Origin of the sequence: Anaerocolumna sedimenticola, assembly GCF_009931695.1 — a bacterium.
GTDB lineage: Bacteria > Bacillota > Clostridia > Lachnospirales > Lachnospiraceae > Anaerocolumna > Anaerocolumna sedimenticola.
Map to the genome: position 1 here is coordinate 2,717,395 of NZ_CP048000.1, position 15,059 is coordinate 2,732,453.

The window sequence follows — 15,059 nt, forward strand, 5'->3', positions numbered from 1 at the left end:
TCTACAGGCATCCAGCTTTGGGTAACTTCCGATGCCGCCTTTACTGAAAAAGAAGAACAACGAGGATAAAAAAATGAAAGTAAAAATATTTAAAAGCATCCGGGCAAAACTGGTGCTTAATTTTGTTCTATTAGGCTTGATATTATCTGTTACTTCCGGTATTTTCAATTATTACAATAACAGTGCGAGAATGTTATCGGATATAAGGCAGGAGGTTACCAAACTGGCCAGTGCGGCAGCATTACTGGTTGATGGAGAACAGCATGAAAAGTTAAATTCTCCTGAATCTGCTTCAAGTGAAGAATTCAACGCTATCAGAACAAGTCTACAGGAATTTATGGCTAAAACCGGAGTAAATGACGTATATACCTTAATCCTTAAAGGAAAAGAGCAAACCCAGTTTATTATTGATGCTGCTATTGAAGAACCGGTGGCTTTCGGTGAAGAATACGAATATCTTCCGGCGATGGAAATTTCGTTTAATGGCGGGGCTTCAGCAGATAAACATATTACTTCCGATAAATACGGAAGTACACTTTCGGGATATGCACCGATATGGAACGAAAGCGGTGCGGTTGTCGCTATTATCGGTATCGATATCGATGCCGGTAAGATTAATGCAGAGAAGACAAAATTATTAATCAGCATAATCCTTAATACCTGTTTAAACATGCTAGTGATGTTTGTATTGGCTATATTTTTGTCAAAGAAGATTGTAATACCGATACATCAGTTAATCTCCAGATTTGAAGAATTAAGCCATTCCGGCGGAGATTTAACTAAAAGAATTGAGATAAAGACAGGTGATGAGTTAGAGATACTTGGCCGTACCGTTACGGAATTTATTGCGAATATAAGGGAAATTATTATACATATTAAAAGCAGTTCCGACAATGTGGCAATATCGGCGGAAGGCTTAAATAATTCTATTGTTGAAAATGAAAAGTCGATTAATGAGGTAACCAATTCCATACAAAATATTGCTTCCGGGGCATCCGAGCAGGCGGCAAATGTGGATAGTATCGTAATGAATATTGAAAACATAACCTCCAAAATGCAGGAGAATGAAAAGAAAGTGACTACCATAAATCAATCGGCAGAAGAAACTTTTGAATTAATTGATACTGGGTTGACTACAGTAAATCATTTAAACGAAAAAACAGAAGAAAATATGAATGCTTTTAAGCGGGTTACCGATACAGTTGAAAGACTTGTAAAAGAAGCAGAAGAAGTTGAAATAGTTCTTTCGACCATTACCCATATAGCGAAACAGACTAATCTGCTGGCTTTTAATGCCGCCATAGAAGCTGCAAGAGCAGGAGAACAAGGCAAAGGATTTTCTGTGGTAGCCGAAGAAGTAAGGGAATTAGCCGAGGGATCTTCCAAAGCGGCGGATGAAATTACTTTAATTCTAAAGAAACTGAGTATGGATGCAAAACAAGCCAGTGAAGAAATAACTGGAGCAAAGATAATAGCAGATGAGCAGAAACTGGAAGTAGAAGCAACAGATCAGACTTTCCACAGTATGACAGATAATATTGAGGGCATATTAAATAATATTAAGCGAATCAGTTCATCATTTCAGGAAATCAGCCATGGCATGAATAACATAACAGAACGAATTGAAGAGGTTTCCAATATATCCGGGGAAAATGCTGCCATTACGGAAGAAGTTGCAGCCAGCAGTGAAGAACAGAATGCTTCTATGGATAACATAAGCAGTACTTCCAAACGGCTTAGCAGTTTGAGCAGAGAGTTAAAAGAGATTGTCTCCAAATTTATAGTGTAAAAAAAATAATAGAAAAAACCTGAACAAATCTGTATATGGATTTGTTCAGGTTTTTTTTCATTTCCGTGAAGGCAAGTGGGAATAAGCAAGCTTGTATGCAATAATTCAAAGACCCACGCGAAACGAAGAAACTAGCAAACTGTGTTTCTTCGTTTCGCCTTATACATCTGGCTTATCTTGTGGATTTATTTCTCCTGCTGTTTCTTCTGCGTTGTATTATATATATATTGACATAAGACAACATACAACATATAATTAATCATACATTTAATGTAACGAATATAGAATTTATTAAAAATTAACTAAGAGGTGATTCTTTATGAACAGTGAAAAAATTACGAAAGGTATTGCAGCAGCTCCCCAAAGAGCGTTACTTCATGCTTTGGGGTTAACGGAGGAAGAAATTAATAAGCCCTTAATCGGAATTGTAAGTTCCTATAATGAAATCGTTCCGGGGCATATGAATCTGGATAAGATTGTAGCGGCAGTAAAGCAGGGAGTAGCTATGGCAGGAGGGACCCCTATCGTATTTCCGGCAATTGCAGTTTGTGATGGAATTGCAATGGGACATCAGGGTATGAAATATTCGCTGGTTACCAGGGAGTTAATTGCAGACTCTACTGAAGCAATGGCCATTGCTCATGCTTTTGATGCATTGGTTATGATACCGAACTGTGATAAGAACGTACCGGGTCTTTTGATGGCGGCTGCCAGGGTAAATATCCCCACCATATTTGTCAGCGGAGGTCCCATGTTAGCAGGTACCGTAAACGGTAAAAAAATCAGCTATTCCACCGTTTCGGAAGCGGTCAGCCGATATGGTGCAGGGGAAATTGACGCTGCTACATTATGCGATTATGAAAATAAAGCTTGTCCTACCTGCGGATCCTGTTCCGGAATGTTTACGGCGAACAGTATGAACTGCCTGACGGAAGTACTGGGTATGGGACTTAAAGGAAACGGAACGATTCCGGCTGTTTACTCAGAGCGAATCCGACTTGCCAAACAGGCAGGTATGAAGATTATGGAATTAGTGGAAAAGGATATCCGCCCCAGAGATATATTGACAGAAGGCGCCTTTTATAATGCACTTACCATTGATATGGCTTTAGGATGCAGTACCAACAGTATGCTTCACCTGCCTGCCATTGCCCACGAATGCGGAATTGAGTTGAATTTAGATAAAGCGAATGAAATATCTGCAAAAACTCCAACATTATGTCATCTTGCACCCGTGGGTGACCATTTCATTGAGGAGCTAAATGAAGCGGGCGGAGTATATGCGGTTATAAATGAAATAAATAAACTGGGCTTATTACATACCGGACTTTTAACCTGTACCGGTAAGACGGTTGCGGAAAATATATCCGGATGCCGGATAAAAGATACGAATATTATCAAAACAATAGAAGAGCCTTACAGCAAAACAGGGGGAATTGCAGTATTAAAAGGAAATATTGCACCGGACGGCTGTGTTGTAAAACGCTCCGCAGTAGCAGAAGAGATGTTATGCCACAAAGGTACGGCAAGAGTTTTTGACTGTGAAGAAGATGCCCTTACTGCAATTAATAGCGGAAGTATAATGAGCGGGGATGTTGTGGTAATCCGTTATGAAGGTCCGAAAGGCGGTCCGGGAATGCGTGAAATGTTAAATCCTACCTCTGCAATTATGGGAAGAGGTTTAGGAAGTACCGTTGCTCTTATTACAGACGGACGTTTCAGCGGAGCAACGAGAGGAGCCGCTATCGGTCATGTGTCACCGGAGGCAGCGGACGGGGGGAATATAGCTCTTATTGAAAATGGAGATATTATTGAAATCAATATTCCGGAATGTACCATTCAGGTACTTTTAAGCGAAGAAGAATTAGATAAACGCAGGCGGAAATGGCAGCCCAGACAGCCAAGGATTACTACCGGATACCTTAAGAGATATGCGAAAAGTGTTTCTTCCGGCTGTAAAGGAGCAGTTTTGAATTAGATATAAGAGATTACATTTCCTCATAGAAGTTGGGATATAATACTATACTGATTTAAAATCTGAGACAAAGATTTTAATCAAATAATAACTAGTACAAATATTAGCAATAAATAGGTCAACAGTTCCGGTAAAAGAACTATTGGCCTTTTTCAATTAACAAAAAAGCTCTCTGAACTTCCCTGCTTTGTTCTTATTGAAACATATGTTTGTTTATGATAATATAATTATATCTTATAAATTTGAATTAAAATAATAAATAGACGAATAGCTAAACTATAAATCGGGCAGTCTGCCGGATTCTTAATAGATAACAGGAGGTTCTGTAAGTGGCAGATACTTTATTAAACGGGTTAAATGAGGAACAAATTCAGGCAGTAACAGCAACAGAGGGCTACATAAGGGTCATAGCAGGCGCGGGTTCCGGTAAAACCAGAGCATTAACTCATCGGTTTACCTATCTGGTGAACGAGCTGGGAATAGCTGCTTCCAATATACTCTGTGTTACATTTACCAATAAAGCAGCGAATGAAATGAAAAAGAGAATACGTTACATGATTGGTGATAATGATACGGGATTTATCTGTACTTTTCATGGCTTTTGCGTACAGGTACTGAAAGAAGAGATTCATGTACTAAACTACCCTAAGAATTTTCTCATTATCGACACGGAAGATGTAACGGCCATTCTGCATACTATTTTCGAAGATATGGGGTTAAATTCCAGGAATTATACTTTCAGTACAATCACTGATATGATAGCGGTTAGAAAAGAAAAAGAACCTTATTTAGCCTATATTTTAGAGACCAATAATGATGTTTTAAAGGAAAAGTTTTTAACGGCCGAAAGTAAGGAAGACGCTATCTTTTATCGTTACCTTTATGAGCAGAAGAAATGTTATGCCCTGGATTTTGATGATTTGATTAATTATGTATTATACATATTTGAGAATCACGAAGAAATCAAACTCAAGTGGCAGAAAAAGCTGGAATATGTAATGGTTGATGAGTTTCAGGATGTTAGCCCAAAGCAATATATGTTATCAAAACTGTTAAGTGGCTATCACCATAATCTCTTTATTGTGGGTGACCCGGATCAGACTATTTATTCCTGGCGGGGAGCCAATGTGGAATTTATACTAAATTTTGATAAAGCATTTCCAACCGCCAAGACGATTATCATGAATAAAAATTACCGCTCAACACCTAATATAATTCAGGCTTCCAATTCTTTAATCGAGAAAAACAAGCGGCGTATTGAGAAAAGTCTGGTACCTATAAAACAGGCAGATATACCGGTTATCTATAACCATATGAAAACGACCCAGTTGGAAGCGGAATGGATCGCAGCCCAGATAAAGAAGATACAGGAGGGTGGCATTAGTCTTAAGAATATTGCAATATTGTACCGCTCCCATTTCGTATCCAGAAGTTTTGAGGAAGTATTTATTAAAGAAAATATTAAATATACAATTTACAGTGGAATCGAATTTTATAAACGGAAAGAAATTAAAGATGTTTTATGTTATTTGAGAATGATTCTTTATTCCGATGATATCTCATTTAACCGTATCGTAAACATACCGAAAAGAAATATCGGAGAAAAGCGGATGACATTTTTAAAAGAGTATGCCGGAAATCATTCCTGTTCTTTGTATCAGGCTTTACAGGATAATCTGGAGGATAACCTGTTCAAAAAAACAAATGGGAAAGACTTTACGGCTTTGATAGAAAAATATAAACAGCTTTACGAAGAAAAGAAAATCTCGGAAGTTTTATCAGATATATTAAATGACAGCGGTTATGAAGCTTTGCTTCGTACGGATGGAGAGCAGGAAAGACTGGATAATTTAGCCGAATTAAAACAATCCATTTTTGATTATGAAAATTCGGCAGGTGAAGAATGTACCCTGGCAGATTATTTAGAGAAAATATCCTTATTTACCAACCTAGATCAAAAGGAGAATTCCGATTCCGTACAGATGATGACCATTCATACTGCGAAAGGACTGGAGTTTCCTTATGTATTTGTTTGCGGTTTGAATGAAGGAATCTTCCCGAGTAAACACATTGATACTTCGGATAAGATGGAGGAGGAGAGGCGGCTTGCATACGTAGCGTTTACCCGTGCTGAAAATACCTTGTTCTTAAGTGATGCGGAAGGAGTTAATTATGATGGATCTTACCGTTATCCGTCCCGTTTTATTTTTAATATAGAAAAAACTTATATCAACTATATGGTTGAGTTAGAAAGCAGGCTGGCAAGTGATGCAAGGATGTATATCCAGCTGAATGAGCAGAAAATGGAACAGAACAGCCGCTGTCTTGCAATCAATGATTTAGTTGAACACCATGTTTTTGGAAAAGGTAAGATATTAGATATAAATCATGATACGTCATCTTACGTCATCAAATTTGAAAATATGGAGACAACAAGAAATATCAGTTTTAAAATCATGCTTGAGTATGCGGGGCATGAAGAGTAATTACGGGATAAATAATCTGGTCCACAGGCAGGTATTTGCCCGATGGTATACAAAATGGCTGCAAAATCATGGTAATTATTTATGGTTTCGGTAGATTATGTGTAAAGTGAGGAAAATATGTATTATTTTAATCAAAAAATAAATGACTGGGAATCCTGGGGAAAGGTTTTCTGTTCCACGGATGCTTTTAGGGAATTGGCCGGGGCTATTTTTAAAAAAGAGGGATTAGAAATAAAAGAAGATATTAGAAACCTGACTCCCGGAACCAATGCGGTGTTTCGTGCGGATGGTTATGTCATAAAAATATTTGTACCTAAGGAATCGGGACTTGATACGGAATATGACTTTAAAGCAGAGCTGTCAGTCATGGATTATATCAGTAAGAAAGGAATTGCTTCTCCAAGGATCATAACAAAAGGTGAGATAAAAGATAAATATCTGTTCCGCTATATTATTATGGAGTATATAGAGGGTAAAGATGCCGGGGATGTACTTCCTCATTATAATCTTGCCAGGAAGAGAGAAGCAGTAAAACAGCTTAAGGAATTGTTAAAATGTCTGAATCAGCCGGCAGATAATCTGCCGATAAAAAGGGATTTAATTAGTCAAGCCATTCATAATTCACGTTTAAATGGTTTATCCGGAGACTTAATACGGGATTTATCGGACTGTGTGAATGGGCAGGAGCTTAATTCCTGTGTTTTGGTTCATGGTGATATCACGGGAGAAAATGTATTGGTTCAACCAGATGGCGTAATACGGTTAATTGATTTTGCTGATTGTACCCTGGCACCGGAATATTATGAATTGGCACCTATTGTTTTTGAATTATTTAAAGGTGATAAAGAATATGTAAATGAATTTATAGGCGGACAAAACAAAGAAGAATTCCTGAATCATTTAATAAATGGATTAGCTCTCCATGATTTTGGCGGAAATATTATCAAGGATTATTTAACAAGACTAAACATTCCTTTTGATCAAGTAAAAGATCTGCAGGCTTTAAGAAAAATAATTAAAACCAATATTTTATGATTGGGAGATTCCTTTGTGAATTAAAATTGGCCGTTGTAAAAATTATAAAGTAACGACTTACGTGACTGACCCGTTAAGTTAAGTATTTTTTTACAACAGCCTATAAAAGCTTTATCTTCTATATTCAATTTTCCTTTGTATCAAACAGTGTATACATCATATCGTCCCGTGCATAGGAGAGAGTGCCTAACGTCCAATCGTAAGTATGGAGAATTCCATGCTCGCCGTTTTCAAACTTGACCGCGTTATAACTGTAGCTGCCAATTTCCTCAGGACCGATAATTTCCTGTGTCGGGATAAAACTGAGAAAGCGGTCTTTCATGGGCTCATAGTCTGTTTTAAGCAGGGTATTGTCCGAAACCGTATAGATGTACATTTCTTTGCTGCTCATAGGATGTAACTGCACCGTGTTACCATCCGTACTGACCGAAACTTCGCAATAATTGTCTCCCTGTGTCTGATGACAGTCAAGTGATTTTAAGTCCAGGCTGCGAATGATTTGAAGGGAATTCAGGTCATATACAAACAGACCGAAATAGCCGTGGAAGATTACAATATCATCCGTAGCATAATCGATTTCCGCCATATCGGCACCAATAATCTGTTCGGGCGACCATTCGGGGACTGCAGGTTTAAGCTCTGTCTGCTCCGTGGGATATTTTGTGATCTCTTCCTTGTATAAATATTCATTCAATTCATTAAAAGTCTCGCGGGACACTTTATAGATCGAATCATAGGGTTTTTCTATATAGTAATTTCCACCTTTCTCATAGGTATAATATATTTTATCTCCGCCTGAACCTATGTCAATTTTTAAATAACGGGAAGCATTTGGAGTATCATTTAAGCTTGGTGATAGGGTGTATGATCCGCTTAATATAAGGGCGGGCATTTCAGCGGATATGCGGGGGTTATGTAAAGTGGTTGACTTTATGATCTTACCACTTTCAAAAAGCGTAAAAGCAGCCGGGTAATCAAGGCCTGTAAGAGTTGATAAATCGCAGGCTATAAATTCTACAGGTTTTTTCTCTCTGACCGTATCATAACCGATATTAATCCAATCGCCGGGTTTTAATGAAGTTACGTCATAAGTAACGGTACCGCCGATGGCAACTAAAACAATATCTCCGGCCTTATAGTCGTCTTTATCCGTAATAATCCTGCCGGTTATTTTATCACTGGCGATTTCATTGATTTCAATCTGAATATAATTAACGGATTTATTATTATCGTTAACCTTGCTTATCTCTTTTGGATTAAATGCTAACCCTAATCCGATTCCTCCGACAAGGATAACCGTTGCAATCACAATCCAAAAAGCAGGTTTTTTATAATTCAGTACGTTTTTTATTCTGCCCTTAATGTTGCCTTCACCGAATGCAAGAGGGCTTCCGTTTATTATACGCTTATCAGATGCAAGAGATAACAACGATGAAGAATAAGCTTTTTTGATATCACTGCCCATTTCCTTAATAACTCTTTCATCGCAGGAAAGTTCCATATCAGTGCTCATAAGTACAAAAGCTATCCACACCAGCGGATTAAACCAATGGACACTCACAATTAAATAGGCTGACAGCTTTATTAAATGGTCAAAACGGCTGATATGGGTCTGTTCGTGCCGGATGATATATTTTTTTTCCTCGTCGGCTAAACCGGTGGGAATGTAAATTCTTGGTTTTACAAGTCCAAGTACAAAAGGAGTTTTCAGGATGCCGGCTTCGAAAATATTATTACCTGTATTTTGTGCATATTTTAGTTGTCTTTTTAAAATCAATACGGAAATGATACTATAGGTCAACATTACGGAAACACCTAAAAGCCAAATTACCGCGCCTATTATAGTATAGATATAAGGATTTACGTTTCCTGTAACAGCGTGGGATTGCAGGGATCTGTTTATATAGGAAGCAGTGTCGGTAATACCGCTGTTAATCGGAGGACTTTGCTGAGAGATAGTATACTGCGGAATCGATGCTGTACCTGACGGTAAAAGACTGAACATACTTTCAAAGGAGAAAGGGCAGATAAGTCTAAATGCTGCAACACCCCACAGAGCATAGGATATGACTTTAGGCGCTTTTTTTAAGGGCAGCCGGATTAGCATAACAAACAGGATTACATAACTTGCCGTAAAGCTCATATTTAAAACGGTTAGAAATAATCGATCCAATGCTACTCCTCCTTATGTTCATCAATCAGTTTTTTCAGTTCTGCAGCTTGAGAGTCGCTTAATTTTCTGCCGCCAATAAATGCTGTCAGAAATTTCGGCAGAGATCCGCCAAAGGCATCCTCCACAAAACGTCTGCTTTGCTTTGCGTAAAACTCATCTCTTTTAAGCAGAGAAGTAATGACTGCGTTTTGATTTTGAAAGATACCTTTATCACATAAATTCTTAAGAACGGTATAAGTAGTGGATTTTTTCCATTTCATTTCTTTTTCGCACAGCTTCACCAGCTCGCCGGAACCGATAGGCTCATGCTGCCAGATTATTTCTGCAAATCTCGTTTCACTCTTCGACAGTTTATAATCCTTCATGATAACTCCTCCTTGGACTATACTTAATAGACCTATATGTGTTTAGTCTATAATATATAGACCTATTTGTCAATAGAGATATATCCGTTACAGATAAGCCTATGATACCGCGATGTGGTTTTTGAGTGAATGGGAATGAAATATGATGCAAAATGAGCATAATACGAAACGGATAAATTCAAAAGTTTATTTGTCTACAGTCTGAGGCAGACAGCTGATAAGCCGTCTGCCTCACATAATCATACGTGCGCATACTCGAAGACTGTTGCAAAACGGAAAAAATGCAAACTATATTCTGGGGAGAGCCCGGTAAGTTAATAATTTTGCAGCAGCACTTGATTTATGACTTCTTTAAAAATACCATATTCCAGCCACGGGTATATTTGTAATAAGCCTGTATGGTAATAATCATAAATATCACCTCGCTATAGTATATGTATCAGGAATAACATAGTATACGGATCCTTATTAATTAATCTGAAAAGAAACAATACCAGACATTTTAAATAAATAAGTAAATAACTAAATTCTATCTTGACAATAGTTTGATATAAAACTATAATGGAATCATGAATGCAAACGATTTAATTTCATTAATTTCAAAGATCAGAGAAAAAGTCAATCGTCTTATCATTTCAGAATTAGCGGTACATGGTGTGGAGGGTATTGTTACATCACATGGAGATATCATTTACGCCCTTATACAGAAACCTAAAATGACCATGGCAGAGATTGCCGCGAAGATCGGCAAAGATAAGTCTACCGTTACCGCATTGGTGGATAAATTAGTCAAACTTGGGTATGTGGCAAAGGAAAGAGGAACAGAAGATACCAGAATAATTTATGTTACCCTTACTAGGAAGGGTCTTGATTTAAAACCCGTGTTTGACGAGATATCACAGAAAGTACTGGATGTTTTTTATACTGATGTTTCAGAAAAAGAAAAGGAGGTAATATTTCAAATACTTAATAAAATCTATAATAACTTTTAATTTTATTTACCCAAATGGTTTGATATCAAACTAAATTTTATCTTTATTGCAAAAACGTAAGGTTGAAAGAGAATATAATAGAAGAAAGGAAGACCATTATGACAGACTATACAAAAACGCTGCCGGATCACATTGAAAAATATATCGGAGAAAATGATTTGTTTCTAGAAATATACCAAGGAGAAGAAAGCAGGGATAAAACCCATAAAAAACCTCCGCTGTTATTCGTACATGGTGCTTATACGGGAAGCTGGATGTGGAGTAAATACATACCTCATTTTGTAAGCGGTGGATGGAATTGTTATGTAATGAATATGAGAGGTCATTATAAAAGCAGAGTTATGGATTTAACGAAAGTTATTTTTGAGGATTACTTAGCAGATATAAAGGAAGTAATCAGCGAATGCGGCGAACCGCCAATTGTTTTTGGTTTTAGTATGGGGGAATCCTGTGTCAGAAAATAGCTGAAAATACTGTATTAGCCGGTTTGGTGTTAATTGATTCAAGTATTAGCAGGGAAGTATATGAGAAAGTTCCCTACAAAAGTGCGGAAAATATAATACCGGGAATTATTGTACCGGCTCCGGAACGGAATGAAAAATTCAGTATGGATGAAACGATCGAAGACATTGAATTTCAGAGAAAATACCTGGCTGCGGAATCTACAAAAGTATTTCTGGTTAGTTCTTTTCTATTTGGAGCAAAAGACGGAATCTCTATAGACAGTAGTCTTATAAATTGTCCCTGTCTGGTAATTAAAGCAATTAACAGTGAGGAAGAGGACAGACGCGGTCAGGCAGAAGCTGAGCATTTACAAGCGGAATATTCAGGACTTGTAAAAACAACGCATACCGGACTTTTAGTCGGACAAAGATATATGGAAGCAGTGGATCGAATAATGGAATGGCTCAAGAGGTATTAAACAAAGTAAAAATATGTAAAATTCAATAGAAACTGTATAACTATTTTCTGAATCATGGTATAATATCCATAGATATTATACCAGTGCCAAAGGAAAGTTCCTGCACATAAACGTCACGAAGCGGAGCATACCATGAGTACTTGCATACCTGGTATAATAAGTAAAATAACGGATAAGTTCTATTTATTACGATAATGGTAACCGGTTTGCAGGGAGAATAATTTATGAAAGATCTAAATGAAATAACAATATTAGAACTTGTGATTATGTTAAGAAACAAAACTTTATCTGCGAAAGAATTAGTTCAGCACTACATAAGCAGGATTCAACGATTGGATCAGGGGGAAAATGGAGTAAACAGTATACTGGAAATCAATCCGGAAGCAGTGGAAATTGCAGAACAGTTGGATAAAAAGGGATTTAAAGGAGCCGGAATGTTAGCAGGTATCCCTATTCTTCTGAAAGATAATATTAATACTGCAGATTTCATGCATACATCAGCGGGCTCTTTAGCTTTGGCAGAGTCATATGCTCCTTGGGATGCCGATCTTGTGAAAATGCTAAGAGAGAAAGGAGCAATTCTTCTGGGAAAAACCAATATGACGGAATTTGCTAATTATATGACCCAGGGTATGCCAAGCGGTTACAGTTCCAGAGGAGGTCAGGTTAAGTCTCCATACATAAGTAAGGAGAATCCTTCCGGTTCCAGTTCCGGTTCCGCCGTTGCCGCAGCGGCTAATTTTTGTGTTGCTTCCATTGGTACGGATACCTGTAATTCGATTATTGCACCTGGTTTAAAAAACGGGATTGTAGGGTTTCGGCCCAGTATAGGTGCACTAAGCCGGAAAGGTATCATTCCAATCAGCAGAACGCTTGATACTGCCGGACCTATGGCAAGAACAGTAACCGACACAGCAATTCTTTATTCGGAACTTACCAATACTCAGCTAACAACAAGCAGCATTATAGATTTTAGCGGAATAACGATTGGCATTAACGAATGGGGAAAGGATGTAATGACAGAAGAGGAAGCAATAAAAATGGATAATATTATTAAAGAGCTGGAATCAGCGGGAGCGGATCTTAAGAAAATTGAAATTCCGGCAACAAATAATGTAATGCCTCTTATGAAATACGAATTAAAATTTGCTATGAACCGCTATTTATCAGAGCTTCCTGTATCATTTCCTATACATACCTTAAAAGATATCATCCATTTTAATCTGGAACACAAGGATACTGCTTTACGGTATGGACAGTCCTATCTTACGGATGCGGAGGATAATACATCGGGAACTCTTTGTGAAACGGAATACCTGGAGATAATAAAGGACAGGGAGGAAGAAATTAAAAAAATCCGTTATCAGTTAAAAAATATAGACTTCTGTATTATGCTTATTGGAAATAATATACTTCATTATACCGGACTTCCCAGCATAACAGTGCCTTGCGGTCTTTATAAAAACGGAATGCCTTTTGGTATTATAATAACAGCAAAAACCGATTCCGAACTTTTAAAATATGCCGGCGCAGTGGAGATGATTGTTGGTCAAAGGGTTGAACCGCAATTTATAATTTAGTCATATAGACGTTCCGAGCAATATCTACCGGAGGATTTCGAATTCCCATGCACCGTTTATATTTACACCATACAAAACCTTGGCATGGAATTTGACACAAAAAATAGTTTAAAAATTGTGTAAATAAAATAGAAACAGAGGAAAAAATATGAGCCGATTAAAAATAGCAATGATTCAAATGAGGGTAGATTTTAATGAACCGTCTAAAAACCTGGAGAGAGCGGAACAATTTATAGGGGAAGCGGCAAAAGCAAAAGCACAAATCTGTGTACTACCGGAATGTTTAGATATTGGCTGGGGAAATCCCAAAGCTTTGGAACTGGGTGAACCAATTCCCGGTAAAATAAGTGAAGCCTATTGTGAAATGGCTAAAAAGTATCATATTTTTCTTGTGGCCGGTCTTACAGAAACATGTTCTGAGAAAGTTTATAATGCTGCAATTTTAATATCAGATAGGGGAGAGGTACTTCTCCACCACCGTAAAATTAATGTACTTACAGGGGTTGAAGATGTATATGAAATAGGCAATTCCCTTGGTGTGGCAGATACTGCTTTAGGAAAGATAGGAATTGACATATGTGCGGATAATTCAGCAAATAGCACGGTACTTGCTCATTCCCTGGCGCGTATGGGTGCGCAGATTATTTTGTCTCCCTGTTCATGGGCAGTTAGGCCGGACCGGGATGTTGAAAAAGAACCTTATGGTAATGAATGGTTTGTACCCTATAAACAGTTAGCATCCCTTTACCAAATGCCGATCATAGGTGTCAGTAATGTAGGTAATGTAGAGGACGGTAGCTGGAAAGGGTGGAAAGCTATCGGTAATTCCATAGCGGTTGACAGCAACGGAGAAGTACTAGCAGTCTTACCCTATGGAGAAAGTGCTCAGGTTATGGAAATAGTTGAGGTTACCCTTTTGGATGACAGGAAAAAGGGTACTTCGTTATCCGAAGAGATTAGTAATAAATTATTTGAATAATAATTTTTAGCCTGTTTAATAGTTGGGTGGGATTCTTTTGAATCCCGCCCAATTATTGTATTTAGAACTTTTTCTTTTTTACTTACTTAATTGCCAGCGTGTCAGCACCGGAATATGACAGGCAGGATCTTTTCTGCACTTTTATTATGCAACTTACCGCCTAAATTATGGCAGAAAACCGGAAAGCTATTGAAAAATAAAAACGGTATAGTAAGATAGAATTAGGGCAAAACGGATATTGTCAGATCCGCTGGGTTAAGTCGCAGAAGACTTACCTGAAAGGTTAAATTCTAAGGGAGGAAGTGAACTCTTGAGAATAAAGATAGAACAATCCAAGGAAATTAATGAAACCGAAATTACGATAAAATGCCAAAACCAGACGGAAGAAGTAGATAGAATCGTATCAGCAATACAGCTACTGAATCATACTATAACGGGAAAAGCTGAGGGTAAAACCTATTTCATAAAGCTGGAAGATATACTTTATTTTGATACGGTGGATGAGAGAGTTTTTATCTATACAAAAGACAGGGTATATGAGACAGGTTTAAGACTTTATGAAATTGAGGAAAAATTTATGGATACCAGTGTTATCAGGGTAAGCAAATCCGCTATCTTAAACCTAATGAAAGTTGAACAGGTAACACCGCTGCTAAACGGTAGAATTAAAGCAATCTTACAGAATGGGGAATCCATTATTATCTCAAGGCAATATATACATATATTTAAAAGAAAATTAGGAATATAGTCAAGTAAAAAACCT

General features: G+C 37.6%; 12 protein-coding genes. 10 read left to right on the forward strand and 2 right to left on the reverse strand.

Annotated features, from left to right (window positions below; all coding sequences use genetic code 11):
* Positions 1 to 73: 73 nt before the first annotated feature.
* The 4 genes from Ana3638_RS11995 to Ana3638_RS12010 all read left to right on the forward strand — a co-directional run bounded on the left by Ana3638_RS11995 (position 74) and on the right by Ana3638_RS12010 (position 7,285).
* Positions 74 to 1,789, forward strand: coding sequence for a methyl-accepting chemotaxis protein (locus Ana3638_RS11995; RefSeq protein WP_161838237.1), 1,716 nt, complete (start codon positions 74 to 76; stop codon positions 1,787 to 1,789).
* Positions 1,790 to 2,108: 319 nt separating this feature from the next.
* Complete coding sequence (ilvD, locus tag Ana3638_RS12000; protein WP_161838238.1) at positions 2,109 to 3,767, forward strand: dihydroxy-acid dehydratase; 1,659 nt, start codon at positions 2,109 to 2,111, stop codon at positions 3,765 to 3,767.
* Positions 3,768 to 4,093: 326 nt separating this feature from the next.
* Complete coding sequence (locus Ana3638_RS12005) at positions 4,094 to 6,250, forward strand: ATP-dependent helicase (RefSeq protein WP_161838239.1); 2,157 nt, start codon at positions 4,094 to 4,096, stop codon at positions 6,248 to 6,250.
* 117 nt (positions 6,251 to 6,367) lie between these two features.
* Positions 6,368 to 7,285 (forward strand): phosphotransferase, encoded by a 918-nt coding sequence (locus Ana3638_RS12010; RefSeq protein WP_161838240.1) that lies wholly within the window; start codon positions 6,368 to 6,370, stop codon positions 7,283 to 7,285.
* Between the two features lie 124 nt (positions 7,286 to 7,409).
* Here the strand turns inward: Ana3638_RS12010 and Ana3638_RS12015 are convergent, their stop codons facing one another.
* Entirely contained in the window at positions 7,410 to 9,458 is a 2,049-nt protein-coding gene (locus Ana3638_RS12015) for a DUF5301 domain-containing protein (protein WP_161838241.1), read from the reverse strand.
* Between the two features lie 2 nt (positions 9,459 to 9,460).
* Entirely contained in the window at positions 9,461 to 9,823 is a 363-nt protein-coding gene (locus Ana3638_RS12020; RefSeq protein WP_161838242.1) for a BlaI/MecI/CopY family transcriptional regulator, read from the reverse strand.
* Between the two features lie 569 nt (positions 9,824 to 10,392).
* Here Ana3638_RS12020 and Ana3638_RS12025 point away from each other — a divergent pair.
* The 6 genes from Ana3638_RS12025 (at position 10,393) to Ana3638_RS12045 (ending at position 15,044) form a co-directional block, all read left to right on the forward strand.
* A complete protein-coding gene (locus tag Ana3638_RS12025; protein ID WP_161838243.1) occupies positions 10,393 to 10,815 on the forward strand; it encodes a MarR family winged helix-turn-helix transcriptional regulator in 423 nt (140 codons plus the stop codon).
* A 98-nt stretch (positions 10,816 to 10,913) separates the two neighbouring features.
* Entirely contained in the window at positions 10,914 to 11,279 is a 366-nt protein-coding gene (locus Ana3638_RS24700) for an alpha/beta hydrolase (protein ID WP_202621608.1), read from the forward strand.
* A 26-nt stretch (positions 11,280 to 11,305) separates the two neighbouring features.
* The gene (locus Ana3638_RS24705; protein ID WP_202621609.1) at positions 11,306 to 11,737 is read left to right on the forward strand and encodes a hypothetical protein; all 432 of its coding nucleotides are present in this window, start codon (positions 11,306 to 11,308) and stop codon (positions 11,735 to 11,737) included.
* Positions 11,738 to 11,961: 224 nt separating this feature from the next.
* The gene (locus Ana3638_RS12035) at positions 11,962 to 13,317 is read left to right on the forward strand and encodes an amidase family protein (protein ID WP_161838244.1); all 1,356 of its coding nucleotides are present in this window, start codon (positions 11,962 to 11,964) and stop codon (positions 13,315 to 13,317) included.
* Between the two features lie 148 nt (positions 13,318 to 13,465).
* Positions 13,466 to 14,296 carry a carbon-nitrogen hydrolase family protein gene (locus tag Ana3638_RS12040; protein ID WP_161838245.1) on the forward strand — a complete coding sequence of 277 codons (831 nt, stop codon included), beginning with the start codon at positions 13,466 to 13,468 and terminating at the stop codon, positions 14,294 to 14,296.
* A gap of 310 nt (positions 14,297 to 14,606) precedes the next feature.
* The gene (locus Ana3638_RS12045) at positions 14,607 to 15,044 is read left to right on the forward strand and encodes a LytTR family DNA-binding domain-containing protein (protein ID WP_161838246.1); all 438 of its coding nucleotides are present in this window, start codon (positions 14,607 to 14,609) and stop codon (positions 15,042 to 15,044) included.
* The last annotated feature ends 15 nt before the right edge of the window (positions 15,045 to 15,059 follow it).

Bases quoted from the DNA above. Each gene is read 5' to 3' on its own strand.
- Ana3638_RS11995 (WP_161838237.1), top strand. From the start codon at position 74: ATGAAAGTAAAAATATTTAAAAGCATCCGGGCAAAACTGGTGCTTAAT.
- ilvD (WP_161838238.1), top strand. From the start codon at position 2,109: ATGAACAGTGAAAAAATTACGAAAGGTATTGCAGCAGCTCCCCAAAGA.
- Ana3638_RS12010 (WP_161838240.1), top strand. From the start codon at position 6,368: ATGTATTATTTTAATCAAAAAATAAATGACTGGGAATCCTGGGGAAAG.
- Ana3638_RS12020 (WP_161838242.1), bottom strand. From the start codon at position 9,823: ATGAAGGATTATAAACTGTCGAAGAGTGAAACGAGATTTGCAGAAATA.
- Ana3638_RS12025 (WP_161838243.1), top strand. From the start codon at position 10,393: ATGAATGCAAACGATTTAATTTCATTAATTTCAAAGATCAGAGAAAAA.
- Ana3638_RS24700 (WP_202621608.1), top strand. From the start codon at position 10,914: ATGACAGACTATACAAAAACGCTGCCGGATCACATTGAAAAATATATC.
- Ana3638_RS12035 (WP_161838244.1), top strand. From the start codon at position 11,962: ATGAAAGATCTAAATGAAATAACAATATTAGAACTTGTGATTATGTTA.
- Ana3638_RS12040 (WP_161838245.1), top strand. From the start codon at position 13,466: ATGAGCCGATTAAAAATAGCAATGATTCAAATGAGGGTAGATTTTAAT.